General features: G+C 61.4%; 27 protein-coding genes and 1 riboswitch. Of the genes, 21 read left to right on the top strand and 6 right to left on the bottom strand.

All coding sequences use genetic code 11. The features are described from left to right. The first annotated feature begins 99 nt into the window (after positions 1-99). Entirely contained in the window at positions 100-1,428 is a 1,329-nt protein-coding gene (locus VUN82_16120; GenBank protein XAS70620.1) for an ammonium transporter, read from the top strand. After that, a complete protein-coding gene (locus VUN82_16115; GenBank protein XAS70619.1) occupies positions 1,425-1,763 on the top strand; it encodes a P-II family nitrogen regulator in 339 nt (112 codons plus the stop codon). Before VUN82_16120 ends, VUN82_16115 begins: the two co-directional genes overlap by 4 nt. Before the next feature lie 110 nt (positions 1,764-1,873). On the opposite strand, the gene VUN82_16110 is transcribed toward VUN82_16115, so the two are convergent. Further along, complete coding sequence (locus VUN82_16110; protein ID XAS70618.1) at positions 1,874-3,274, bottom strand: glucose-6-phosphate dehydrogenase; 1,401 nt, start codon at positions 3,272-3,274, stop codon at positions 1,874-1,876. 171 nt (positions 3,275-3,445) lie between these two features. Between VUN82_16110 and ffh the strand changes: the two genes are divergently transcribed. Together ffh and VUN82_16100 are read left to right on the top strand one after the other, a co-directional pair. Continuing rightward, positions 3,446-5,041, top strand: a complete 1,596-nt coding sequence (ffh, locus tag VUN82_16105) for a signal recognition particle protein (protein ID XAS70617.1) — start codon at positions 3,446-3,448, stop codon at positions 5,039-5,041. Between the two features lie 108 nt (positions 5,042-5,149). Beyond that, positions 5,150-5,872 carry an alpha/beta hydrolase gene (locus tag VUN82_16100; protein XAS70616.1) on the top strand — a complete coding sequence of 241 codons (723 nt, stop codon included), beginning with the start codon at positions 5,150-5,152 and terminating at the stop codon, positions 5,870-5,872. Here VUN82_16100 and thiC read toward each other — a convergent pair. Further along, on the bottom strand, positions 5,855-7,666 hold the full coding sequence (gene thiC, locus VUN82_16095; protein XAS74712.1) for a phosphomethylpyrimidine synthase ThiC: 1,812 nt from the start codon (positions 7,664-7,666) through the stop codon (positions 5,855-5,857). The genes VUN82_16100 and thiC overlap by 18 nt on opposite strands. 43 nt (positions 7,667-7,709) lie before the next feature. Continuing rightward, positions 7,710-7,817, bottom strand: a riboswitch (TPP riboswitch). 96 nt (positions 7,818-7,913) lie between these two features. On the opposite strand from thiC, the gene VUN82_16090 reads away from it, so the two are divergent. The 17 genes from VUN82_16090 to VUN82_16010 all read left to right on the top strand — a co-directional run bounded on the left by VUN82_16090 (position 7,914) and on the right by VUN82_16010 (position 21,198). Continuing rightward, positions 7,914-9,002 (top strand): amidohydrolase family protein, encoded by a 1,089-nt coding sequence (locus tag VUN82_16090; GenBank protein XAS70615.1) that lies wholly within the window; start codon positions 7,914-7,916, stop codon positions 9,000-9,002. 72 nt (positions 9,003-9,074) lie between these two features. Beyond that, positions 9,075-9,947 carry a VOC family protein gene (locus tag VUN82_16085; protein XAS70614.1) on the top strand — a complete coding sequence of 291 codons (873 nt, stop codon included), beginning with the start codon at positions 9,075-9,077 and terminating at the stop codon, positions 9,945-9,947. A gap of 120 nt (positions 9,948-10,067) precedes the next feature. Continuing rightward, positions 10,068-10,520 carry a hypothetical protein gene (locus VUN82_16080; protein XAS70613.1) on the top strand — a complete coding sequence of 151 codons (453 nt, stop codon included), beginning with the start codon at positions 10,068-10,070 and terminating at the stop codon, positions 10,518-10,520. A 188-nt stretch (positions 10,521-10,708) separates the two neighbouring features. Beyond that, positions 10,709-11,128: a 30S ribosomal protein S16 gene (rpsP, locus tag VUN82_16075; protein XAS70612.1), complete on the top strand. Its 420-nt coding sequence runs from the start codon at positions 10,709-10,711 to the stop codon at positions 11,126-11,128. 1 nt (position 11,129) lies between these two features. Beyond that, the gene (locus tag VUN82_16070; protein ID XAS70611.1) at positions 11,130-11,372 is read left to right on the top strand and encodes an RNA-binding protein; all 243 of its coding nucleotides are present in this window, start codon (positions 11,130-11,132) and stop codon (positions 11,370-11,372) included. A gap of 132 nt (positions 11,373-11,504) precedes the next feature. Continuing rightward, complete coding sequence (rimM, locus tag VUN82_16065) at positions 11,505-12,059, top strand: ribosome maturation factor RimM (protein XAS70610.1); 555 nt, start codon at positions 11,505-11,507, stop codon at positions 12,057-12,059. Continuing rightward, positions 12,060-12,869, top strand: a complete 810-nt coding sequence (gene trmD, locus VUN82_16060) for a tRNA (guanosine(37)-N1)-methyltransferase TrmD (protein XAS70609.1) — start codon at positions 12,060-12,062, stop codon at positions 12,867-12,869. It abuts the gene before it with no gap. A 265-nt stretch (positions 12,870-13,134) separates the two neighbouring features. Next, positions 13,135-13,488, top strand: a complete 354-nt coding sequence (gene rplS / locus VUN82_16055; protein ID XAS70608.1) for a 50S ribosomal protein L19 — start codon at positions 13,135-13,137, stop codon at positions 13,486-13,488. Between the two features lie 81 nt (positions 13,489-13,569). Beyond that, a complete protein-coding gene (gene lepB / locus VUN82_16050) occupies positions 13,570-14,244 on the top strand; it encodes a signal peptidase I (GenBank protein XAS70607.1) in 675 nt (224 codons plus the stop codon). Beyond that, positions 14,245-15,078 (top strand): signal peptidase I, encoded by an 834-nt coding sequence (gene lepB, locus VUN82_16045; protein ID XAS70606.1) that lies wholly within the window; start codon positions 14,245-14,247, stop codon positions 15,076-15,078. A 5-nt stretch (positions 15,079-15,083) separates the two neighbouring features. Beyond that, a complete protein-coding gene (locus VUN82_16040; protein XAS70605.1) occupies positions 15,084-15,794 on the top strand; it encodes a ribonuclease HII in 711 nt (236 codons plus the stop codon). Positions 15,795-15,862: 68 nt separating this feature from the next. Next, complete coding sequence (locus tag VUN82_16035) at positions 15,863-16,207, top strand: DUF2469 domain-containing protein (protein ID XAS70604.1); 345 nt, start codon at positions 15,863-15,865, stop codon at positions 16,205-16,207. A gap of 113 nt (positions 16,208-16,320) precedes the next feature. Further along, on the top strand, positions 16,321-16,686 hold the full coding sequence (locus VUN82_16030; GenBank protein XAS70603.1) for a YraN family protein: 366 nt from the start codon (positions 16,321-16,323) through the stop codon (positions 16,684-16,686). Further along, on the top strand, positions 16,686-18,227 hold the full coding sequence (locus VUN82_16025) for a YifB family Mg chelatase-like AAA ATPase (protein ID XAS70602.1): 1,542 nt from the start codon (positions 16,686-16,688) through the stop codon (positions 18,225-18,227). Before VUN82_16030 ends, VUN82_16025 begins: the two co-directional genes overlap by 1 nt. 23 nt (positions 18,228-18,250) lie before the next feature. Continuing rightward, positions 18,251-19,471: a DNA-processing protein DprA gene (gene dprA / locus VUN82_16020; protein ID XAS74711.1), complete on the top strand. Its 1,221-nt coding sequence runs from the start codon at positions 18,251-18,253 to the stop codon at positions 19,469-19,471. A gap of 64 nt (positions 19,472-19,535) precedes the next feature. After that, positions 19,536-20,462 carry a tyrosine recombinase XerC gene (locus VUN82_16015; GenBank protein XAS70601.1) on the top strand — a complete coding sequence of 309 codons (927 nt, stop codon included), beginning with the start codon at positions 19,536-19,538 and terminating at the stop codon, positions 20,460-20,462. 232 nt (positions 20,463-20,694) lie between these two features. Continuing rightward, entirely contained in the window at positions 20,695-21,198 is a 504-nt protein-coding gene (locus VUN82_16010) for a DUF3145 domain-containing protein (GenBank protein ID XAS70600.1), read from the top strand. 111 nt (positions 21,199-21,309) lie between these two features. Here the strand turns inward: VUN82_16010 and VUN82_16005 are convergent, their stop codons facing one another. The 4 genes from VUN82_16005 to VUN82_15990 all read right to left on the bottom strand — a co-directional run bounded on the left by VUN82_16005 (position 21,310) and on the right by VUN82_15990 (position 25,025). After that, positions 21,310-22,545, bottom strand: coding sequence for a beta-ketoacyl-[acyl-carrier-protein] synthase II (locus tag VUN82_16005; protein XAS70599.1), 1,236 nt, complete (start codon positions 22,543-22,545; stop codon positions 21,310-21,312). Between the two features lie 132 nt (positions 22,546-22,677). Further along, positions 22,678-22,923 (bottom strand): acyl carrier protein, encoded by a 246-nt coding sequence (locus VUN82_16000; protein ID XAS70598.1) that lies wholly within the window; start codon positions 22,921-22,923, stop codon positions 22,678-22,680. 114 nt (positions 22,924-23,037) lie between these two features. Next, entirely contained in the window at positions 23,038-24,099 is a 1,062-nt protein-coding gene (locus tag VUN82_15995; protein ID XAS70597.1) for a beta-ketoacyl-ACP synthase III, read from the bottom strand. Continuing rightward, a complete protein-coding gene (locus VUN82_15990; protein ID XAS74710.1) occupies positions 24,096-25,025 on the bottom strand; it encodes an ACP S-malonyltransferase in 930 nt (309 codons plus the stop codon). The genes VUN82_15995 and VUN82_15990 overlap by 4 nt, the downstream gene beginning before the upstream one ends. Positions 25,026-25,098 lie beyond the last annotated feature (73 nt).

The following is a 25,098-nucleotide window of genomic DNA, read 5'->3' as shown; positions in this document are numbered from 1 at the left end:
CTGCGCAGGCGAAACACTGCGCCGCAAAACTCTTATGTAGAACGCAAATGCGTTGGCACAGGCGGCTTAGCCCGCATCTTAAGCAGAGAGGACGCAGACATGGACTTCACCGCCGGTCTCGTTTGGCTCCTGGTCGCTTCAGCATTAGTGCTGTTCATGACCCCGGGCCTGGCATTCTTTTATGGTGGCATGACCCGCGCCAAGGCCGCCTTGAACATGATGATGATGAGCTTCATCGCCATCGGCACGGTGACAATTGTCTGGGTGCTGTGGGGCGCGTCAATGTCCACCAGCAACACGGACAATTTCTTCCAGATCTTCGCGAACCCGTTCAGCCACTTCGGACTGCACAACTTCACGGATCCCGCGGACCTCCTTCACGTTGGCTACGCCGCAACCTTCGCGATCATCACCGTGGCTTTGATCTCCGGCGCGATTGCGGACCGTGCAAAGTTCTCGGCGTGGACCCTTTTCACTTTGATCTGGGCCACGCTGGTATACGCACCCATGGCTTTCATGGTGTGGGGCGGCGGGCTCTTCTCCAAGGACGGCTGGTTCGGCCAGACGTTTGCACCGGTCATCGACTTCGCCGGTGGAACGGTAGTGCACATCAACGCCGGTGTTGCGGGCCTGATCCTCGTTCTGATCATCGGCAACCGCAAGGGCTTCGGCAGGGACCCCAACCACCGTCCGCACAACGTACCCCTGGTCATGCTCGGTGCGGCAATCCTCTGGTTCGGCTGGTTCGGCTTCAATGCCGGTGCAGCTGCTACCGTGGAGCAGGCTGGCCTCATCTGGATCAACACCCTCGCCGCACCGGCAGCAGCCATGCTCGGCTGGTTGATCGTAGAGCGCATCCGTGACGGCCACCCCACCTCCCTCGGAGCAGCTTCGGGTGTCGTTGCCGGACTCGTTGCCATCACCCCTGCCTGCGCCAACGTTTCCCCGCTCGGCGCCATTGCCCTCGGCGTCGTAGCCGGCGTCGCCTCTGCCCTCGCTGTCGGGTTGAAGTTCAAGCTCGGATATGACGACTCCTTGGATGTGGTGGGCGTGCACTTGGTGTCCGGCGTCATCGGCACAGTAGCCATCGGTTTCCTCGCTACCCCGACCCAGGGCCCCGCCGGTCTGTTCTACGGCGGTGGAACCACCCAGCTGGTTGCACAGTGCCTCGCGGCGCTTGGCTCGATCATCTTCACCGGGGTCATGACGTTCATCATCGCCTTCCCCATCCACAAGCTCATGGGCTTCCGTATCAGCGAACGCCAGGAGATTGCCGGGGCGGACCTCAGCCTCCACGCTGAAACGGCCTACGAATTCGGCATCGGCGGACACGGCGGCAGCTTCCAGCCCCTTCATGACCTCATCACCGGCAAGGCACCGGCCGATTCCGAAGCAGCAGTATCAGGCAAGGAGAGTGTCCAGGCATGAAGCTCATCACAGCGATTGTCCGTCCGGAAAAGCTTGAAGCAGTCCGGGAAGGCCTGGAAGCGTACGGGGTCCAGGGCTTGACGGTCAGCGCGGCAAGCGGCTATGGCCGGCAGCGCGGCTACACCGAGGTGTACCGCGGGGCCGAATACAACGTGGACCTGCTGCCAAAGATTCGCATTGAGGTTCTTGCCACGGACGAGCAAGCAGATGACATCCTGGATGTCCTGATCGCAAGCTCGAATACCGGCCGGGCCGGAGACGGCAAAGCCTGGACCGTGGACGTCTACGAAGCAGTTCGAGTCAGGACCGGGGAGCGCGGCTCTGCCGCCATCTAAGTCCTGAGGTCACAATCCTGACATCACACTCCTGACGCGAAAGCGGGCCGGGTACCAGCCAAGGTACCCGGCCCGCTTTGTGCGTAGCTGCTGCTTCGTCGCGGACCGTCTTAATTTTCGACGGCGGTGGGCCAGTCCGCCGGCCCGGCGCTACCGGCGTCGTACTCCTCCAAGGGGGCCATATCCCGTTCCCAGGCCCGGAGGACGGGCTCAACGATCCGCCAGCAATCCTCGGCTGTGTCACCCCGGACGGAGAGCAAGGGATCGCCCGTGAGCACGCCTTCAAGTACTTCACCGTAGGGAAGCATGTCTGCCGCGTTGAGCTCTGCGACGAGGCTGGACCGGTCCAGTGTGAAGATGTCCCCTGGACCGTTCACATCGACGTCGAGTTGGAGGACGTCCGGCCCGAATCCAATCCGCAGCTGATTGGGGGAGTCCACGCCGGAGAATCCGGTGGGCAGGTGCGGTACCGGGCGGAAGGTGATCACGGCTTCCTTCCTTCGGCTCCCTATCGCTTTACCGGAGCGGAGGAGGAAGGGAACGCCTTTCCACCGCCAGTTGTCAATGTCTACGCGGACTTCGGCCAGGGTCTCAGTATTGCGGGAAGGATCGACGCCTTCCTCGGCGGTGTAATCGGGCACCGTCCGTGCCCCGAGGGTTCCTGCCGTATAACGGGCCCGGCGCGTTGAATCGTGGTAAGGGGCCTTGATGCTGCTGGCCCTCAGGACCGTAGCCACGGCGTCACGGAGGTCACGTTCATGGATGCTGGCTGGTGCATCGATAGCGATGAAGGCCATGATGTGCAGCAAATGGCTTTGGATCATGTCACGTAACGCACCGGCGCCGTCGTAGTAGCGTGCCCGTCCTTCAAGCGCGAGGTCCTCGTCGAAGACGATTTCCACCTTTTCGATGTGGTCGCGGTTCCACACAGGCTCAAGGAACCGGTTGGCGAACCGCAAGCCAAGAATGTTCAGGACAGTGGCCTTGCCCAGGAAGTGGTCCACCCTGTGGATGTGGTCCTCGGGCACCAGCGTGGCCAGGGTGTGGTTGAGTTCGCGTGCAGATTCGCTTCCGGAACCGAAGGGCTTTTCCATCACCAGGCGAGTACCTGCGGGCAATTGCTCGCGGCGCAGGACTTCACAGGCTTTCTGGCTGATGTGGGGCGGCAGGGCGAAATAGATAGCTATCGGCCCTTCCAAGTGTGTCAGGAGGTCCGCCAGGGGCCCATCGGCAGTCACGTCCACTTGGTGGTACTCGGTGGATCCGGCCACAGCTGCCAAAGCGTTGCGCCCGCTTGCATCGGCGGCCTCTGATGCGGCCGCAAATGCTCTCTCGACCCGTTCCTGCCATTGCTTCAGCGTCCAGGGGTCGGACCCGGCTCCCACCAGCCGCAACCCGGGTGCCCGACCGGTAGCGAGCAGCCCTGCCAGTCCGGGGAGGAGCAGCCTGCCGGTCAGGTCACCGGAGGCGCCAAGGATAAGCAACGTTTTTACAGTTGTTTTGCTGGTCATTGTGCCAGCATGCCATCTTGCAGGTGCGACTTGGTACCCTAGATAGTCGAGTCCCTTGGTTGACGCAGATTTGTTGGGGTTGAGACAAATTTGTTGGGACAAGAACAAGTCAAGACTCTGGCGTGCCGCACTGGCCGCCAATCGCAGACCATCGAAAGAAGTGCACGGCGCGTGTTCAATTCACTCTCTGACCGGTTGACAGCAACCTTCAAGAACCTCCGTGGCAAGGGCCGCCTCTCCGAGGCTGATGTCGATGCCACCGTCCGGGAGATCCGTCGTGCCCTCTTGGACGCGGACGTTGCCGTTTCGGTGGTCCGCGAATTCACGTCCCGCATCCGTGAGCGGGCTCTTGGTGCCGAGGTTTCCGGTGCGTTGAACCCGAGCCAGCAGATCGTCAAGATCGTCAACGAGGAACTCGTGGAGATCCTCGGCGGTGAAACCCGGCGCATCCGCTTGGCCAAGACCGGCCCCACCATCATCATGCTGGCCGGCCTCCAGGGTGCAGGCAAGACCACCCTCGCCGGCAAGCTGTCAAAGTGGCTGAAGGCGCAAGGCCACAGCCCCATGCTGGTTGCCTGCGACCTCCAGCGGCCCAACGCCGTAACGCAGCTTCAGGTTGTCGGCAAGCGCGCAGGCGTTCCCGTCTTCGCGCCGCACCCGGGAGCAACCTCGGAGCTGGATCACCCTGCTGGTGACCCTGTGGCGGTCGCCAGCGCAGGTGTGGAAGAAGCGCGCCAGAAGCTTCACGACGTCGTGATCGTTGACACCGCCGGTCGCCTCGGCGTGGATGCCGAGATGATGGATCAGGCACGCCGGATCCGTCAGGCGATCATCCCGAACGAAGTCCTCTTCGTCATCGACTCCATGATCGGCCAGGACGCCGTCAACACGGCCATGGCCTTTGATGAAGGCGTTAACTTCACCGGCATTGTGCTGTCCAAGCTCGACGGCGATGCCCGCGGTGGCGCCGCACTTTCGGTTGCGTCGGTCACGGGTAAGCCAGTCATGTTCGCGTCCACTGGTGAAGGCCTGGACGACTTCGAACTCTTCCACCCGGACCGTATGGCGTCGCGCATCCTGGACATGGGTGACGTCCTGACCTTGATCGAACAGGCTGAGAAGGCCTGGGACAAGGACGAAGCTGCCCGGATGGCGAAGAAGTTCGCCGACCAGGAAGACTTCACCCTGGACGACTTCCTGGCCCAGATGCAGCAGATCCGCAACATGGGTTCCATGAAGAAGATGCTCATGATGATGCCGGGTGCCCAAAACATCCGCCAGCAGCTGGAGAACTTCGACGAACGTGAAATCGATCGCGTTGAGGCGATCGTCAGGTCCATGACTCCGCATGAACGCGTTGCTCCCAAAATCATCAACGGCTCCCGCAGGGCCCGCATTGCAAAGGGTTCAGGTGTGCACGTTTCGGAGGTCAACGGCCTCCTGGAGCGCTTCGCCCAAGCCCAGAAAATGATGAAAAAGATGGCCCAGGGCGGCATGCCCGGCATGCCAGGCATGCCCGGCATGCCGGGCATGCCTGGAATAGGCGGCCCAGGCGGCGGCCGCAAGGGTGGCAAGAACGCTCCCAAGAAGAAGGCGCGCTCCGGCAACCCCGCAAAGGCAGCCCAGGAACTCCGCGAGGCTGAGGCCAAGCGTGCCAACGCGGCCTCGGCAGCTCCGACGGGTGCGGCGTTTGGTCAGGGCGCTGCGGACTTCGATCCGTCCACGCTGAACCTCCCCAAGGGCTTCGAGAAGTTCCTGGGTAAGTAAGCGGAACCTCCGAATCAATACTGTGACAGCTGGCGCCGTTGTGAATGTCCATAACGGCGCCAACTGCTTTTTGGCTGGGATGTCAGAGCTCTGGACTAGGGTGAATCCATGCACAAGCAGCGCGTAGTCTTCGTCCACGGACTGGGGAGCTTTGGCGCCTCGGCATGGCCCAAGCAGCACGGTATGGCCCTGTCGTATGACGCACTTTTCCTCCGCCGGCACGGCTTTGATCCCGTGGCTGAACCGTTGGAATCCGATGTCGCTGCGGATGTAGGCATCGTAGTGGCTTCGCTGGTGGATTCTGGTGGAGGCCATGTGGTGGCGCATGAGCAAGGTGCAATTTCTGCCATGCTCGCAGCAGTTGAACGCCCGGACCTGGTGCACTCGCTGACACTTGTTGAACCGGCTTGTTTATCCTTGACGGCCGAGCTGCCTGCCACGACATTCCATCGTTCGCTCATGGAGCCGCTGTTTGATGTGCGGAGCAAGGTTAAGGACGCCGACTACGAACGCGAATACTTCAGGCGTGCATTTTCGGCCGAAGCCAGCGGGCTGGACACACTCGAAGCGCGCCGTTCCGCACGTCGCCTCCGGCTTCAGGCGCCTCCTTGGGAGGCGCCCCTGCACATTGTTCCTGGCGTTCCTACCCTTGTCCTGACAGGCGGGTGGGAGCCACTGTACGAAGAAATCGCCGGGTACCTGGAGGACACCGGTGCCCTCCGACGCGTAGCAGCGGGAGGGCACCGGCCCCAGGACTCGGTAGATGGAGACCGGATTATTCGCTCTTTTGTAGCCGATATTGTCCGGACGAGGTCAGTTAAGGTTTCCTGACGCTGCCCTCTTGGTGGAGGACATCCGGGTAGTGGGAAGCTGCAGCTCCGGCAGGTACACCTTGCCGCCCGACGCCAGGAATTCTTCGCTCTTTTCCCGCATGCCGTCGTATATCCCTGCAATGGCGGCCTGCGCGTCGGCGGAACCGAACTCGTCCCTGATGTCTTGGCTGATGCGCATCGAGCAGAATTTGGGTCCGCACATCGAGCAGAAGTGCGCCGTCTTGGCAGGTTCGGCAGGAAGTGTTTCGTCGTGGAAGGCTTCGGCGGTGACAGGGTCCAGTGACAACGCGAACTGGTCCCGCCAACGGAACTCGAACCTTGCCTTGGACAAAGCGTCGTCGCGTTCGTTTGCGCCCGGATGTCCCTTGGCGAGGTCCGCCGCGTGTGCTGCGATCTTGTACGTGATCACACCAGTCTTCACATCGTCCTTGTTTGGCAATCCCAGGTGTTCTTTGGGCGTCACATAGCAGAGCATGGCCGTGCCATAGCGCGCAATTTCCGTTGCGCCGATTGCCGAGGTGATGTGGTCATAGCCAGGAGCAACGTCCGTGACCAGCGGTCCCAAGGTGTAGAACGGGGCGCCTTTACAGAGTTCCTGCTGGCGCTCCACGTTCTCGCGGACCAGGTGGAAGGGAATATGCCCCGGTCCTTCAACCATCACCTGAACATCAAATTCCCAAGCCCGCTGGGTCAGCTCTGCAAGCGTATCGAGCTCGGCGAACTGCGCGGCGTCGTTGGCATCGGCTGTTGCGCCTGGGCGCAATCCGTCGCCCAGGGAGAATGCGACGTCGTACTTGGCGAAGATTTCACAGAGCTCATCAAAATGCGTGTAGAGGAAGTTCTCCTCGTGGTGCGCCAAGCACCATCCAGCCATGATCGAGCCGCCACGGGAGACGATGCCTGTCACACGGTTTGCCGTCAAGGGCACGTACCGCAGGAGCACTCCGGCGTGGATTGTCATGTAGTCAACGCCCTGCTCGCATTGCTCGATGACCGTATCGCGGAAAATTTCCCACGTGAGTTTGTTGGCTTCGCCGTTGACCTTCTCCAGTGCCTGGTAAATGGGAACAGTGCCGATCGGAACGGGGGAGTTGCGGATGATCCACTCCCTGGTTGTGTGGATGTCGTCTCCCGTGGACAGGTCCATGACGGTATCGGCACCCCACTGGGTTGCCCATTGCAGCTTGTCAACTTCCTCGGCGATGGAACTGGTGACCGCTGAGTTTCCGATGTTGGCATTGATTTTGACCAGGAACGCCTTGCCAATGATCATGGGCTCGGACTCGGGGTGGTTGATGTTGTTGGGGATGATGGCGCGCCCGGCAGACACTTCGCTGCGGACCAGCTCAACGTCGCAGTTCTCCCGCAGCGCCACAAACTGCATTTCCGGCGTGATGATGCCTTGCTTGGCATAGTGCATCTGGGTGACGGTCTTACCTTCGACGGCGCGGCGGGGCACCGGTTGCGTCCCCTTCCATTCCTGGGATGCTGCGCCGCGTCGTACGGCTGATTTGCCGTCGTCGAGCAAGTTCCTCTCCCGTCCGGAGTATGCCTCGGTATCTCCTCGGGCTTCGATCCATCCGGTGCGGAACGGTTCAAGGCCCACCACGGGGTCACTGCCCGGTCCGGCAGTTCGGTATACCTGAAGTGGTTCATTGGCCTCACCGTTGGGGGAGGGCTCCAAGGCAATCTCCGTGACGGGGACCCGGATGCCATGGGCGCGGTCTTCCAGCCAAGCCAACGAATGGGATTTCAGCGACTGTGTGACGGTTTCCGTCGTCTTTTCGCTGATGTTGGCCTGGTTTTCGGCACGGCTGTGCTGTGTTTCGGTGGTGCTCAAAGGATTACTCACTTCCTTCGCCGGCATTACCCGGACAGGTTCAACGGTCGCAGACTGCTTCAGTCCGATCTCAGCCCCTGCAGGGGCCCCCGTGTGGTCGTAGACGAAGCTACCACAGCTCTCATCGGGGACACAGTCATCGTCGTAGCGCTTACCCATCCCGGAGGTTTGTGGCATGTCGGCAGATTAGTCTTTTGGCATGGCATACATCATCGAATTCACCGGTCCAGTGCTTGTGGCAGGCGACGATCAACGGCACGGGCTGTGGTCCGTTGATGGCAAACTCACGTTCGAACGTCCAGTCGCTGCGCCGGATTCCGTGCTGGATGGATGGGTCCTTCCTGGTTTTGTGGACGCCCATTGCCACATTGGACTTGGGGTCGGCGGGGCGGTTGATGAGCAGACAACTCTTGCCCAAGCGCAGGCCGACCTGAAAGCCGGCACGTTGTTGATCCGTGACGCCGGCTCGCCAAGCGATACGCGTTGGGTTCAGCGCAGGGAGGATCTCCCACGGCTTCTTCGCGCCGGACGCCACATCGCCCGGAGCCGGCGTTACCTGCGTGGTTTGGGCCACGAAGTGGAGCCGGACGAACTCGTGGAGACAGCCCGCAAGGAAGCCCGGGACGGGGACGGTTGGGTGAAACTCGTGGGCGATTGGATCGATCGCGGGACGGAAGACCTCTCGGTTTCCTTCCCTCGGAACGTCGTGCGGGATGCGATTGCGGCCGCACATGACGAAGGGGCCAGGGTGACGGCCCACTGCTTCGCTGAAGACACTATTGATGACATGCTCGACGCAGGGATTGACTGCATTGAACACGCCACAGGTCTCTTGCCCCGGCATATTCCCCGTCTTGTGGAGCAGTCTGTCCCGATCGTTCCTACCTTGATTAACATCGCTACTTTTCCGGATATCGCAGCCCAGGCCGCGCCTAAATTTCCGGTCTATGCCGAGCACATGACCCGTCTTTGGGAGCGACGCCGTGAAAGGGTGCTGGAGGCCTTTGAAGCCGGTGTTGGCATCTTTGCGGGAACGGATGCAGGGAGCGTGATCAAGCACGGCAGGATCGCTGACGAAATGAAGGAACTTTACGACGCCGGCCTGCCGCCCACCGCCGTCCTGGACGCCGCCACGTGGGGCGCACGGAAGTGGCTGGGAGCCCAGGGCATCAGCGAAGGGGCAAGTGCCGACGTCGTGCTTTGCCGGGATGACCCGAGGAAGAACCTTGCAACTGTGGCGAGCCTGAACCATGTCGTCCTGCGGGGCAAAGTGGTCCGCTGGGAATAAATTGAAGCTTCAAGTAATTTAGATAAGTAGAACGTGCCGAAGGGCGGCCATCTATTAAATCGGGAGCTTGACATGACCACGACATCCAATCAGGACCTCCTTCCTGCCGAACTCACTATGGGCACCGTCATGCTCAAGGTTGGCGATATGAGGGTGATGAGTGACTACTATCAGCGTGCCCTGGGTTTGGAGATCGTGGCCGAGCAGGATGGCGGGCTGTACCTGGGGCGGGTGGGCAAGCCAGTAGTCCATCTCGCTCCCGCAGCCGGCCTGCAGATTCCAGGCCGTGGGGAAGCCGGGCTTTTCCATACAGCCATCCTGTTCCAGGACCAGCCTTCCCTGGCGGCCACCATTGCCACGGCCGCAGAGTATGAGCCGCGCGCTTTTGTGGGCAGTGCCGACCATTTGGTGAGCGAAGCGTTCTACTTCACGGATCCGGAAGGCAACGGCATTGAACTCTATTACGACAAGCCGCGCGATGTCTGGCAGTGGGATGGCAAGAATGTGGTGATGGACAATGTTGCTTTGCCGCCCCAGCGTTTCCTCCAGCAACACTTGAGTGAGGCTGCCGTGACTGGCCAGCGGAAAGCCGCTGCCGGCGTCGGGCACGTGCACCTTCAGGTAGGCGACGTGCAGACTGCCCAGGATTTTTATGTGGACACCCTGGGTTTTGAGAGGACGGCGGGCTGGCACGGGCAGGCGTTGTTTGTTTCTGCGGGCGGCTACCACCACCACATGGCGATGAACGTGTGGAACAGCCGCGGGGCCGGGCCCCGCAGGGATACCCTGGGCCTGGGCGAGGTCCTGATCGAAGTTCCGACTGCCGATGACGTCGCCGCACTGGCTGACCGGCTGAAAGTTGCGTCCGTGGCGAACCGCCACACGGGCCTGGAGCTGCAGTTCGAAGACCCTTGGCGCAACAAGCTGCGCGTGGCAGTGCGCTAAGCACCCTGGCGGGAAGCGCCCTCGCGCTGGCTTCCGAATGCAGGGGCCGGGACTGCACTAGGCTGGGCATTGACGGTATTCGCCCCTGGGCCGTTGCCGCCGCCCCGTCAGCACGAACGAATGAGAGCACTCTCCATGGGCTTTGCCGAAATTTTTGTAGCCACCCACGATGAAGCACTCAAGAGGGCAGCTGCCTTGGATCGGGGCGCTGACGTCACCGGACCCGCCGTCAGGATCGATGGCATCACCGACTTTGAGGTCGAGCAACTGGGGGACCTTGCGGGCAAAGCCGTCCACGCTGCCGGTGCAGACTACGAGCTGGCGCTGGTGGACGTCACCAGCGACGCCCTCCTTGGCGTTCCGGAAGCGATGGTGAGGGCGCTTGCCGAGCTGCTGACGTATGAAAGCGAAGGCGACGGGAACGTTCTTGACGACGTCGCTGCGGCATGGGCTGAGCAGGACGAGATGCCTTTTGGTGCGGACCAATCGCGTCAGTACGTGCAGCAGTTGGCCTCCTTGGCCACTGACGTGGAACAGGCGGAGCGGTCAGGGCTCTACGTCTGGTCTGTCTGACCGTTGGGTCCGGGAGTGGCGAAAGTCGTAATTACTTCCGGCATCTGGCACAATGGTCAGGTACTTGATTGGCGCGGCCCCTCTCTCCGTGCCCAAATCTTGTCCTTTGGAACCCCTTAGTATGGCCCGCCCCACGGGTGCAGAACGTCGGGTTCAACCCCGTTTCAGAAACAGGAGTGACCACAAAAGTGGCCGTAAAGATTCGCCTTAAGCGCTTCGGTAAGATGCGCGCACCGTACTACCGCATTGTCGTCATGGATGCCCGCGCCAAGCGCGATGGCCGTGCCATTGAAGAAATCGGCAAGTACCACCCCACCGAAGAGCCGTCGTACATCGAGGTCGCTTCCGAGCGCGCCCAGTACTGGCTTTCCGTTGGCGCCCAGCCGACCGAGCAGGTTGCCGCGATCCTCAAGATCACCGGTGACTGGCAGAAGTTCAAGGGCCTGCCGGGCCAGGAAGGCACCCTGAAGACCAAAGCTCCGAAGGAAGCCTTCGTAGCCCCGGAGAAGGGTTCCGTCATCATTCCGGAAGCCATCACCAAGAAGGCCAAGAAGGACGAAGCCGAAGCTCCGGCCGAGGCTGAAGCAGAGACCACCGAGGCTGAGTAAATTGCTGGCAGAAGCGCTCGAGCACTTGGTCCGTGGGATCGTTGACAGCCCTGAGGATGTCAAGGTCAGTGCCAGGAACAACCGCCGCGGGGAATCCCTTGAGGTGCGTGTTCACCAGGAGGACCTCGGACGGGTGATCGGCCGCCAGGGACGCACCGCACGTGCATTGCGCACTGTGGTTGCAGCCTTGGCAGGTGGCGAGCAGGTCAGGGTCGACGTCGTCGACACCGATCGTCGCCGGTAAGCGCGCTCAGCAATACTTGTCTTAGATCCGGCCCCTTCACCGAATATGGTGGAGGGGCCGGATTGCTTTATCGATCATTTCACTTCCGTTGCTGCCTGGCAGCGCGGGCACAACGAGAATTCAGAGGAACCCATGCAGCTCCAGGTGGCCCGGATCGGCAAACCCCATGGCATACGCGGCGAGGTGACGGTGCAAGTGCTCACCGACGCCCCCTCCGAGCGCTTTGTCGCCGGAACCGAGTTCGTCGTGGAGCCGGCCTCTGCTGGCCCGCTGACTATCCGCAGCGCGAGATGGAACAAAGACATCCTGCTGCTGGGCTTTGAAGAGATTGCGGATCGCAACGCCGCCGAGGCAATCCGTGGTGCGAAGCTTTTCATCGAAACCGAAGAACTCGATGACGAAGACGACGACGAGGGCTGGTATGAGCACGAACTCGTTGGGCTGGAGGCGCGGGTTGGCTCACAGATTGTGGGCAAGGTGGCCGCGCTGACCACACTGCCGGTTCAGGACTTGTTGACGGTCAAGACGGATGAAGGGAAGGAAATTCTGGTTCCTTTCGTCGATGAAATCGTGCCTGAGGTCAACATTGAGGACGGGTTCATTCTCATCACTCCGCCTGCAGGTCTCTTCGAAATCAACGATGACACGGCAGGGGAGTCCAAGGACGGCGCCGGGGATGATGCCTGAATGAGGATCGATGTCGTCAGCATCTTCCCTGAGTACCTTGCCCCGCTTGAACTTTCGCTGATAGGCAAGGCCCGCCAGGATGGGCTCCTGGAACTTAACGTCCACGACCTCCGGACGTTCACTACTGACAAGCACCGGACCGTGGATGACACTCCTTATGGGGGCGGTGCCGGCATGGTCATGAAGCCAGAGCCGTGGGCGCAGGCGCTCGAATCGGTTTCCGGGCCTGGTGAAGGCACCAAACCTGTCCTGATAGTGCCGTCGCCGGCAGGGGAGAGGTTTACCCAGGCCCTTGCCTACGAGCTCGCCGAAGAGGAACAGCTGGTCTTTGCCTGCGGTCGGTACGAGGGAATCGATGAGCGCGTCATCGACTGGGCGCAAGAGCACTTCACAGTGAGGCCTGTAAGCCTTGGCGACTACGTTCTCAATGGCGGCGAAGTTGCTGTCCTGGCCATGGTTGAAGCAATCGGCCGTTTGCTTCCAGGCGTGGTGGGCAACCCGGAATCCCTCATTGAAGAGTCACACTCGGACGGCCTCCTGGAGTATCCGGTGTATACCAAGCCATCCTCCTGGCGGGACCATGAGGTGCCCCCTATCCTGCTTAGCGGTAATCACGGGAAGATTGCCCAGTGGCGGCGTCATGAACAGTTCCGCCGCACTGCTGAACGCCGTCCGGATCTGCTTGAGCACTTCGACGCCGGTCAGTTGAGTCGCGCGGACCGCAACGCACTCGCGGACCTGGGTTACGACGTCGTGGATGGTCGCCTGCGCCGCCGCACGGAAAGCAACACGTCACCGACGCGACTGTAGTACCCCGCTGGCCGCCGTCGGGCGTTGCGAGTCCGCATAGTTGGTCGGATGCTGCGGCATGTGGCAGAATTAACCCTTGTGTCTGCTGGGCCAGCACCTGCCACAGGGGGAGCGAAGCCAACAGCCGGACAACCCGGTGCCGCCAATCAGTGGTGGAACCGGACACCAAGAAACTTCGGCGGAGATTTCCGGTTGGCTTTGTGCCGCGGGCTTGTCTGCCGTAACCCAAAGTGGATGACCTGTGGCGTTCACCAGGAGTGGATTAATGCATATCCTCGATAGCGTAGATGCAGCCTCGCTGCGTAACGATGTTCCCGAGTTCCGCGCGGGTGACACCCTCAAGGTTCACGTCAACATCATCGAAGGCAAGAACTCCCGTGTCCAGGTATTCCAGGGCTTCGTCCTGGGCCGCCAGGGTGACGGCGTTCGCGAAACCTTCACCGTACGCAAGGTTTCCTTCGGTGTCGGCGTAGAGCGTACCTTCCCGGTACACTCCCCGATCATCGACAAGATCGAGGTCGTCACCAAGGGTGACGTCCGCCGCGCCAAGCTTTACTACATGCGCGCACTGCGCGGTAAGGCAGCGAAGATCAAGGAAAAGCGCGACTTCGCCAAGTAAGTCCAGCGACTTACGTAACGGGTCCAGGATTCGTGCCCGGTTCGTTCCGGAGCAATCCGCAACGCAACAGGGATACGAGTCATGGACACATCAGAACGCCAGCCCCGGAAACAGGGCTGGCGTTTTGTTTTGCTGGCATTGGTCCTTGCCGTAGCCATCAGCGGCCTGGTCCGCTCCTTGTGGATCGACGTCTACTACATTCCCTCCGAGTCCATGGAGCCGTTGCTTGGCACTGGGGACAGGATCCTGGTTTCGCGGACGGCATTCACCTCAGAGCCCATCCAGCGTGGAGACGTGGTTGTCTTTGATGGGCGTGGATCATTCGCCCCGCTCAGCAGCGGTAAGGGTCCTCTTGTCGACGCGATTGCAGCGGCGGGCCAATGGTTCGGGCTCACTGGGAGCGATACAACATACGTGAAGCGTGTCATTGGGGTTCCGGGTGACCACGTTCAGTGCTGTTCCTCCGAGGGGCGCCTCACAGTGAACGGTCAGGTACTTGAGGAACCCTATGTGTACCCCGGGGACGAACCCAGCAAACAGAAGTTCGACGTCGTGGTCCCCGAGGACCGGCTCTGGCTGATGGGCGACCACCGATCCCGCTCTGCTGATTCCCGCGGATTGCTGGGAGCACCCGGCGGGGGAATGGTCCCGTTTGACCGGGTGATCGGCAGACCAGTCCAGATCATCTGGCCCCTTGATAGATTTGCAGAGGTGCCTCGCTCCGTGCAGGCCGAACCATCGAAGAACGGACAATAAATGCCGGACAAAGTTCCCGAGAATCCCGAGCGACACGACGACGACGCGCGGCTCTCGGACGGAACGGGTGGCGTCGCTGGAGTGGCTGAGCCCAGCCCGGTCGCCGACGCTGCCGCCGATGCCGGCAACAAAACCGACGAGGCCGAGAAGCCCCGCAGGAACCCTGCCCTGGGATGGCTGAAGGAAATCGTCACAGTCGTGGCCATTGCCGTAGTGCTCTCCTTCCTTATCAAGACGTTCCTTTTCCGGGCGTTCTACATTCCTTCTGAATCCATGGAAAGCACCTTGGACGTCAATGACCGCATCTTCATCAATCTGCTGGTGCCGGAGCCCTTCGCCTTGGAACGGGGCGACGTAGTGGTCTTCAAGGATTCGCAAGGTTGGCTTCCGGCGGTTCTGAAAAAACCGGCAGGCCCCCTTGATTGGGTAGGCGACACTTTGGAATTCGTTGGGTTGGCCGCTGACGACAACGAGCAGCACCTGGTCAAGCGCGTGATTGGGCTTCCGGGTGATCACGTTTCCTGTTGTGACGCGCAGGGTCGAGTCAGCATCAATGGCACCCCGGTGGACGAAACGTACATCAACCCCACGGAAGTGCCACAGCCCAACCCGTTCGACATCATCGTTCCAGAGGGCAAGGTCTGGGTCATGGGAGACAATCGCAATCACTCGGCCGATTCCCGCGCGCACCAGGAAGTCAATGGTGGTTTCATTAATATCGAGGACGTTGAAGGCAAAGCCACGGTCATAGCCTGGCCCGTCAACCGGTGGACGGTGCTGGACAATTACCCGGATGTCTTCAAGAACGTTCCTGCGGGCACGTCAGGAAAGTAACGGCCATGGCAAGCACCCGGCTGAAAACCAAGACACCAACCGAAGTTCCGACCCTGGACGTCGAGCGTTCCTTCCTGTCTTCCGGGGTGCGTTTGCTGGCCGGCGTGGACGAGGTCGGCAGGGGCGCGCTGGCTGGCCCCGTCAGTGTGGGAATCGCCGTGGTCAACCTCGCGGATCATGCCCTGCTGGCGGATGTGCGGGACAGCAAGTTGCTCAAGCCCGAGGACCGTGACAGGTTGGAGCCTTTGGTCCGTGACTGGGCCGTAGCATCCGCAGTTGGACATGCCTCCGCCCGGGAAATCGATGACGTCGGCATCATAGCCGCCCTGCGCCTGGCGGGAACACGGGCCTGGTTTGAGATTCTGGCCGGTGGCATCACGCCTGACGTCGTGTTGTTGGACGGCAGCCACAACTGGCTTTCTCCGGAAGTTCAAGCTTCGTTGTTCGATACCGCGAACACGGGGCCCTGGTGTGAAGCGCCGGTGCACACAAAGGTAAAAGCGGATATGAGCTGTCTCAGCGTGGCCGCCGCCAGTGTTTTGGCAAAAGTAGCCCGCGATCGAATCATGGTTGATCTCCACGCTGAAGTACCGGCCTACGGCTGGAACGAAAACAAGGGTTACGCCACAGCAGCGCATCGCGACGTGATCAGGCTGCAGGGACCCAGTGCCTATCACCGGACGAGCTGGAACCTAACTGGGCCGGACGTGGTCTAACAGCCTGCTTGGCAGCGTCTGTCCTGCGGATGGCGTCCGGTGCGCGGCAGATGGTGCAAGATGGAACTATGAGCGCCGAGGACCTTGAGAACTATGAAACCGACATGGAGCTTCAGCTCTACCGTGAATACCGGGACGTTGTCGGTTTGTTCAGCTACGTTGTCGAAACTGAGCGGCGTTTCTACCTGGCCAACCATGTTGATTTACAAGCCCGCAGCGCAGACGGCGAAGTCTATTTTGATCTGACCCTGCAGGATGCCTGGGTTTGGGATGTTTATCGTTCAGCCCGCTTCGTGAAAAATGTCCGGGTCATTACCTTCAAGGACGTCAACGTCGAGGAACTTCCACGAAATGAAGATCTTGCGTTGCCCAAAGATGGTGGCCTCGGGGATCTGGGAGACCTCGGTAACTAGCACCTGCAGCCGCGGGTACTCTTCCTCCACAAGGCTGATGTAACGGGTTTACCCACATAGCATCAGGGCCGTCTGTCACGAGCCGCTGCCAGCGTCAAAGCTGGATAGCGGAGGTGATGCTCATGAGAGCAAAAGACATTCTTGGCCGTAACGGCGAGGCGTTGGCGGCAGGATTCCTGGAAGACCAGGGCATGCGTATTGTCGATCGCAATTGGCGGTGCGCCGATGGTGAAATCGACATCGTGGCACTTGAGGGTGACACCCTGGTGGTGGCGGAGGTAAAGACCCGCAGCAGCCTGGACTATGGACATCCCTTTGAGGCAGTAGGTCCGGCCAAGCTGGGACGCCTGCATCGGCTCGCTTCATCGTGGTGCCGGGAACATGAAGTGAATGCTCCACGAAGACGCATTGATGTGGTCTCGGTCATCCACGACGGCATTGGGGATCCCCAACTGGAACACCTGAGGGGTGTTGGCTGATGGGGGTTGGGCGCAGCTACTGCATTGCCCTGGTTGGACTCAATGGCTACATCGTCGAGGTAGAAGCCGATATCGGCCAAACCCTCCCCGCATTCGTGATTCTGGGGCTACCCGATGCCGCCCTTAATGAAGCCAAAGAACGAATTCGGTCCGCCGCACAAAACTCGGGAATTCCTCTGAGCCGGAGGAAGATCACAGCCAATCTCATTCCAGCATCCTTGCCCAAACGTGGTTCGGGCTTTGACCTTGCCATCACCATGGCTGTTCTCCGTGCTGCGGAGGATATTCGTTCGATCGATGGAACAGTCTTCATTGCTGAGCTGGGTTTGGACGGCCGGCTCCGTCCGGTGAGGGGCATCCTCCCAGCCGTGATGGCTGCCGTTCAGGCGGGGTACCCGGAGATCGTCGTCGCCGAGGCAAACGTCGCCGAGGCAACGTTGGTACCGGGTGCTCATGTCAGGGGATACCGGACTCTCGCCCGGCTTGCCTACGACTTCGGTGCCGACCCCAAAGAACTCGCCCTGGACTACGACCCGCCCGCGGGTGATCCCGGAGATGAAAATGATGACGCAGTGGGCATCGTGCCTTATCTTTCCGACGTTTCGGGGCAATCAGAGGCTCGGCGCGCGCTGGAAGTCGCAGCTGCAGGCAGCCACCATATGCTCCTGACCGGTCCACCGGGTGCCGGTAAGACGATGCTCGCGGAGCGTTTGCCAGGACTCTTGCCGGATCTTGCGGACAAGGCAGCAATGGAGGTTACTGCCATTCACTCCCTGGCAGCGGTCCGCTCGTCAACCGGCACGTTGCTGCGGAGGCCGCCGTTCGAGAATCCCCACCACAGTGCCACCGCAGCTGCGATCATCGGCGGAGGCTCTGGACTTCCGCGCCCCGGAGCTGCCTCGCGGGCACATCGCGGAGTCCTCTTCCTTGATGAGGCTCCCGAGTATGAACGACGCGTCCTGGATGCCCTTCGGCAGCCCTTGGAGAGCGGCGAACTGGTGATTCACCGCTCGGCAGGGACAGCGGCGTACCCCGCGCGGTTTCAACTGGTCCTGGCAGCCAATCCTTGCCCATGCGGCAAAGCCTCGGGCAAGGGGATGGACTGTACCTGCACTGCAATAATGCGCAGGCGGTACTTCGGCCGCATATCGGGTCCCCTCCTGGATCGCGTCGACATACAACTCCAAGTCGAACGCGTGTCCCTCGCCGATTTTGGGCAGGCAGGCACGGAAGAGGGAACGGAAGCTGTTGCGGGACGGGTACTGGCTGCGAGGCAGAGACAGGCCGATCGCTTGGGGGCTTTTGGCATTGAAACCAATTCCCAAGTGCCGGGACGCACCCTGCGCGGGGAACTGAGGCTGCCACCGGGCGCCACCCGCATCCTGGACACGGCACTGGAGCGGGGCATCCTCACAGCCCGAGGCTATGACCGTGTCCTTCGGTTGGCGTGGACACTGGCAGACCTGGACCATAGCAAGACTCCTACTGCAGACCACATCGGACAAGCGCTCGGCCTCCGGCAAGCAACGGCGATGGCATGAAGGACAACGTGACGAAGGACGGAATGACAACCGAAGGCGCAAGGGGAACCGTGTTGGGGAAGCTGGAAAAGGAAAGGCTTGCACGGGCAGCATTGGCCCGTCTGATGGAACCACAGGATTCCGTGGGGCTCGCCTTGGTTCATGCTGTTGGACCCGTTGATGCGCTGGGTATCGTGACAGGCGAACTCGCTGCAGGTCCGCGCCTTGAACAAGAGATCTCCGCTTTACTGACCGAAAGCGGAGGCCCGGCTTCCTGGCCGGGGCTCACGGCCAGCAAGCGACGATGGGCTCCACGTGTTCCGGACCTCGCGCCGGACCGTGACCTGGAGACGATGAGGCGGCTCGGAGGCCGCCTGATTGTTCCCGGCGACGAGCTTTGGCCCGAGCAGTTGTCCGACCTCGGCCTCCAGGAGCCTTTATGCCTGTGGTGGCGCGGACACGAGCAGCCCCTTCCCTCAACGCGGCAGACCATCGCGTTGGTGGGGTCCAGGGACAGCACGAGCTATGGAGCGTCCGTGACTGGGGATCTTGCCTACGGCTTGGCCCAACGTGGATACTGCGTTGTTTCCGGGGGAGCCTACGGCATTGACGCCCACGCCCACCGTGGGGCCCTCCGTGGTGGGGTGGCAAACGTACCGACCATTGCCATCATGGCTGGGGGAGTGGACCGCTTCTATCCCTCCGGGAACGAGGATCTTCTTCGTGCCGTGGCCAACCAAGGAGCCGTGATTTCGGAGGTTCCACCCGGATCCGCCCCTACAAGGTACCGATTCCTGCAGCGAAACCGCCTCATTGCTGCGCTCGCGGCTGTCACGGTGGTCGTGGAGGCACGTTGGCGGTCAGGCGCATTGAACACAGCCCACCACGCTGAGAGCATAGGGCGGGTAGTGGCAGCTGTCCCCGGATCCATTCACAGCGCGAACTCGGCAGGTTGCCATAGGCTGCTCCGGGATGGCGTGGCGATCTGTGTGACGGACGTCGGAGAAATTGCTGAACTGGCCGGCCGGAATGGCGAGGTGATGGTCTCGGAGAAGGACTCGCCGGCCGCACCGCATGATGGCTTGTCCTTGGAAGACCTGATTCTCCTGGACGCCTTGCCGCTTCGATCGGCAAGTTCCGTGGAGAAACTCACGGTGGTTGCAGGCCTCAGCCCGGACTCTGTGCGTGCGGGCTTGGGTCGATTGGGACTGCTGGGTCTCGCATCCTCCGAACGGGGGGCCTGGAAGCGCACCAAGAATGCCTAGGCGGACGAGCAGCGAAGCATGTTGATACGCAGCGAGGGTCCATGTTGCTGGCAAAGTTGGAAGGGTGGACGCAGAATCATTGCCAGCATCGCTAAAGAGCGCAGTGGAGGGTTTCGAACGCTACCTCCACGGTGAACGCGCGAGGTCGGCACATACTGTCCGCGCATATCTGGCGGACGTGTACAGCCTCCTCGGATTCGCGGTCCAGGAGGGAATACGCGATCTCGATCAATTGGAGTTGGGTTCGCTCCGCCGATGGCTGGGTGCGCAAAGTGAAGCCGGGATGGCCCGGTCAACTCTTGCCCGCCGTGCCGCCACGGCCAGGTCGTTTACCAAGTGGGCTCTGAGGGAGGAACTCATCGCCACGGATCCAGCCCTTCGTTTGCAAGCTCCTAAACGCGGGAAATCGTTGCCTGGAGTCCTCCAGCAGCAGCAAATTCTCAGGGTCGTGGATAGCCTTGACGCTGCTGCGACAGACGGAGGTCCCCTGGCCCTTCGGGATCGTGCAATGGTGGAGCTGCTGTACGCAACCGGTGTGCGCGTGGGGGAGCTTGCCGGGCTGGACATCGATGATATGGATCCGGATAGAAGGACCCTTCGTGTCATCGGCAAGGGAAACAAGGAGCGTACCGTTCCTTTCGGAGTTCCAGCTGCCCTTGCAATCGACGATTGGCTCCGCCGGGGACGCCCGGCGCTGGTAACTGCCACGAGCGGCCCGGCTCTGTTCCTGGGCGTAAGGGGAAACCGCGTTGACCCACGCCAGGTCCGTGCCGTTGTAGCCGCCCTCCTGGGGGCGCTTGGCGATACCGCTGCAACGGGGCCCCACGCCTTGAGACATAGCGCTGCAACGCATTTGCTGGATGGTGGGGCTGATCTTCGGGCAGTGCAGGAAATTCTTGGGCACAGTAGCCTCGCCACTACCCAGATCTACACCCACGTTTCTGTGGACAGGCTTCGGAAGAGCTATCAGCAGGCCCACCCCCGGGCCTGAAAATGACGCCCAAAGAGTTGCACTGGCGGAAACGGGAAGGGTACGGCAAAATGAAAGCACCACGGCCGAACCTTCAATTTAGGGTTGAGGGTTCGTTTCGTGTCACAATCAAAGAGTCTTAGCTAATTGAATAGCCTGCAGGGTCCGTAAGAATGACAGGGCCGGGCAGCAACAGTAAACATCCGTCGCAGAGGTCGTTGGGGAAGACGTACCTACAGCTATGGAGGATGGAATGTCTGTTGCAACAACCCGCGGTGTCCTTTTCGTGCACTCGGCCCCTACGGCATTGTGCCCGCACGTTGAGTGGGCCATCGGATCGGTCGTGGACAAGCGGACCGATCTTGAGTGGACCCCTCAGCCAGCCGCGCCCGGAATGTTCCGTGCCGAACTGTCCTGGACAGGTACGCCAGGCACTGGCGCCCAGTTGGCGTCTGCTCTTCGGGGTTGGGCACATCTGCGGTACGAGGTTACTGAAGAACCGAGCCAAGGCGTGGATGGCGCACGCTGGTCGCATACCCCGGAACTGGGAATCTTTCATGCTGTCACGGATGTGCACGGCAACATCATGGTCAGTGAAGACCGCATCCGCTATGCCTATGAGTCAGGAGCCGGAGACCCGTCCGCCGTTTACCATGAGCTGTCATTGGCCCTGGGCGAAGCCTGGGATGAGGAACTGGAGCCCTTCCGCCACGCTGCTGAGGGCGCTCCGGTCCGGTGGCTGCACCAAGTCGGGTAGCAGCAACTCCTGACCGCCAAAACATTCCCATAGCAACAGAGAAGGGCCCACCTAAAGGAATGGTGGGCCCTTCTCTTCTGTTCACCTCACCGCATTCGGCGAACGCAGGTCTTAGACGTTGCGGACCGCGATGACAGCATTGTGTCCGCCAAAGCCGAAAGAGTTGCTCAGCGCCACGATGTCGCCCGCAGGCAGGTCACGCGCGGACGTCACGACGTCGAGGGGGATCTCAGGATCCTGGTTCTCGAGGTTGATGGTGACAGGTGCCTTGCGCTCATAGACAGCCAGGACAGTGAGGACCGCCTCTACAGCCCCGGAGGCGCCCAGAAGATGGCCCATCTGGGACTTGGTGGCAGATACCGCCACGTTGTCGACGTGAGCCCCCAGTGCGGCGCGGAGGGCCGTGTACTCCGGCCTGTCACCTACTGGAGTGGAGGTGGCGTGGGCGTTGACGTGGACTACGTCCTCCGCTTGGATCCTGCCGTCAAACATCGCGGCCTTCAGCGCGCGGGTGGCGCCGAGACCTTCGGGATCGGGGGCTGTGATGTGGTAGGCGTCGGCCGTTACCGATGTACCGGCAAGCTCAGCGTAGATGCGGGCACCGCGGGCGATTGCGTGCTCTTCTGCTTCGAGTACCAGCGCACCGGCACCCTCACCCATGACAAAGCCGTCGCGATCGATGTCATACGGGCGGGAAGCGCGCTCAGGATCGTCATTGCGGCGGGAGAGCGCCTGCATGGACGAGAAGGCGGCCAAGGGCATCGGGTGAATGGCGGCTTCGGCGCCACCGCACATGACGACGTCGGCCTTGCCGGAACGGATCAGGTCCAAGCCAAGGTGCAGGGCCTCAGTACCGGATGCGCAGGCGGAGACTGGAGTATGGGCTCCGGCTCGGGCGCCCAGGTCAAGGCTGACAGCAGCGGCTACGCCGTTGGGCATGAGCATGGGAACGGTCATGGGCAGGACCCGGCGCGGACCCTTGTCCCTGAGCGTGTCCCAGGCATCAAGGAGCGTCCATACGCCGCCGATGCCCGTGGCAAATGCCACCGCCAGGCGGTCGTGGTCGATGTCCTGGATACCTGAATCAGCCCATGCTTCACGGGCAGCGATGACACCAAACTGCGTGGACGGGTCCATACGCTTGGCTTCCACCCGGCTCAGGACTTCCAGGGCCGGCGTCGAGCACCGGGCAGCAAAGTGGACGGGGAGGTCGTACTTGGCCACCCACTCGTCTTCGAGTGTGCGTGCACCTGAGACCCCTTTCAGCGCGTTCTGCCACATTGTGGGGACGTCGCCGCCGATGGGAGTGGTGGCCCCCAGACCGGTTATGACTACTTTGCGTGCCATGCGATCACTCTCTGTCGGATCAGCCGTCCCATCTGCAGTTTTTGCAGGGGCGGCAGGAAAAACTTTGGGCGTTACTGCGGCTGTGCCGGGCACAGGATCAAAGACCCTGGCCCGGCACGGCTGGTACCAGGCTTAGGCCTGGGCGTTTGCGATGAAGCTGACGGCGTCGCCGACGGTCTTAAGGTTCTTGACCTCTTCGTCCGGGATACGTACGCCGAACTTCTCTTCGGCGTTCACGACGATGGTCATCATGGAGATGGAGTCGATGTCCAGGTCCTCGGTGAAGGACTTGTCCAGCTCGACGGCTTCGGTAGCCAGGCCCGTTTCTTCGTTGACGATTTCAGCCAGGCCGGCCAGGATTTCTTCGTTGCTAGCCATTGTTGGCTCCTTTTCTTGTTGTGCCGGCTATGCCGGAAAGGGGGCAAACCGCGGTTACGGTTTGGGTTTGTAAGTCATATTCAGTTGGCTGGAGGCCACAGGGCCAGTCCAGGTCTATGGCAGAACGACAACCTGGGCGCCAAAGACCAATCCGGCGCCGAAACCGATCTGCAATGCCAGCCCACCGCTCAGTTCAGGGTTCTCCTGAAGAAGGCGGTGCGTGGCCAGGGGGATGGAAGCAGCTGATGTATTGCCGGCTTGGGCGATGTCGCGGCCAATGAGGACGGTCTCGGGAAGCTTCAGCTTCTTAACCATCTCATCGATGATGCGCATGTTCGCCTGGTGGGGAACAAAAGCGGCGAGGTCGCTGGCTTCTATGCCGGCGGCGTCGAGAGCTTGCTGCGCTACCTTTGCCATTTCCCAGACGGCCCAACGGAAAACAGTCTGGCCGTCCTGGCGCAGCGTAGGCCAGACATCCTGTGTTGCAGAGATGATTGCGAGGTCATCTGTTTCGTCGGAGTGACGAGCCGATTCGCCCAGCTTCTTGACGTCTTCCAAAGAGTGGGTCATTCCAATTGCATCCCACTTGCTACCGTCCGAGCCCCACACTGAAGGTCCGATGCCGGGGGTGTCGGAAGGTCCAACCACTACTGCGCCGGCGCCGTCGCCGAGCAGGAACGAGATGGTGCGTTCGTGGTTGTCGATGACGTCAGAGAGTTTCTCGGCGCCGACCACCAGGACATATTCGGCAGAACCGGAGCGCACCAGCGCGTCTGCCTGGGCCACGCCGTAGCAGTAACCCGCACAGGCGGCGGAAATGTCGTAGGCGGGTGCCGGCGTCGCGCCCAATCGCTCCGTAAGGGCAGCGGCTGCCGAGGGCGTTGCGTAGGGGTGGGTCACGGTGGACACGATGATTGCACCCAGCTGGGACGGTTCGATCCCGGCCTGCTGGATGGCTTCGCGGGCGGCGCCTTCGGCCATGTCGATGACACTGACGTCAGCGGCTGCCCGGTGGCGGGTGATGATGCCGGTGCGCTGCCGGATCCATTCATCCGAGGAATCGATCCACTGGCAGACGTCGTCGTTGGTGACGATGACATCCGGACGGTAGGCGCCGATGCCCAGGATGCGGGCGTTCTCGTTCACCGTCGCTTTGTTCAGTACGGGGGTGCTCACGCTTGTCCCTCCAATTCAGCGAAAAGTGCCAGGGCCGCGGACAAATCATCCGGGGTTTTGACGGCAACTGTCTTGACCCCTGGCATTCCACGCTTTGCCAAACCAGCAAGCGTGCCGGCCGGAGCCAGTTCGATCACACCGGTTACTCCGCGGGCCGAGAGATTCTCCATGCACTGGTCCCACCGGACGGGCCTGGAGACCTGCGCAATCATGCTGTCGACGGCGGCAGAACCTGCCGTAACTTCCTTGCCGTCGTAGTTGGACAGCAGGGGGACAGTCGGGTCCTGCGGGGACAAGGAGGGCTTCAGGGCTTCCAGTGCGCTGACGGCGGGAGCCATGTGCGAGGTGTGGAAGGCGCCGGCAACCTTCAGGGGGATGACGCGTGCCTTGGCCGGCGGGTTGTCCGCCAAGGCCTTGAGCTGCTCGAACGTTCCTGCGGCGACAGTCTGGCCGGCTCCGTTCACGTTGGCGGGAGTGGCGCCCGATGCCTCGATGGCGGCAAGGACCTCAGCGGGGTCCCCACCGACCACTGCACTCATGCCTGTCGGGGTTACCGCCGCTGCGGCCGCCATACTGTTGGCCCGCTCGCGGACGAAAGTCATGGCTTCCTGCTCAGTGAGGACGCCGGCAAGGGCAGAAGCCGTGATTTCACCGACGGAGTGCCCTGCAAGGACAACCGGAAGTGTGTTGAGTTCGACGTCGAACAGAGACTTGGCTGCCACCAGGCCCGCGGCCACGATCAGCGGTTGGGCCACTGCGGTGTCTTTGATGGTTTCTTCATCAGAGGTGGTTCCGTGGGCCTTGAGGTCGATGCCTGCGATCTCGCTCAGGGTGGCCAATTGGCCTTCGACGGAGGGGAGTTCCAGCCAAGGGGCCAAAAATCCAGGGGTCTGGGAGCCCTGTCCAGGGCAGACGATTGCAAGCACGTATCCAGCTTTCCAAATTGCCACGTGATCCACTGGTGTTTTCGTACACCAAGCTCACTGGGTCAGTTTGTAG

It is taken from the genome of Micrococcaceae bacterium Sec5.1 (genome assembly GCA_039636795.1).
Classification (GTDB): Bacteria; Actinomycetota; Actinomycetes; order Actinomycetales; family Micrococcaceae; genus Arthrobacter.
The sequence above is the reverse complement of the archived record's forward strand: the minus strand, read 5'-3'. Positions and strand labels throughout refer to the sequence as shown.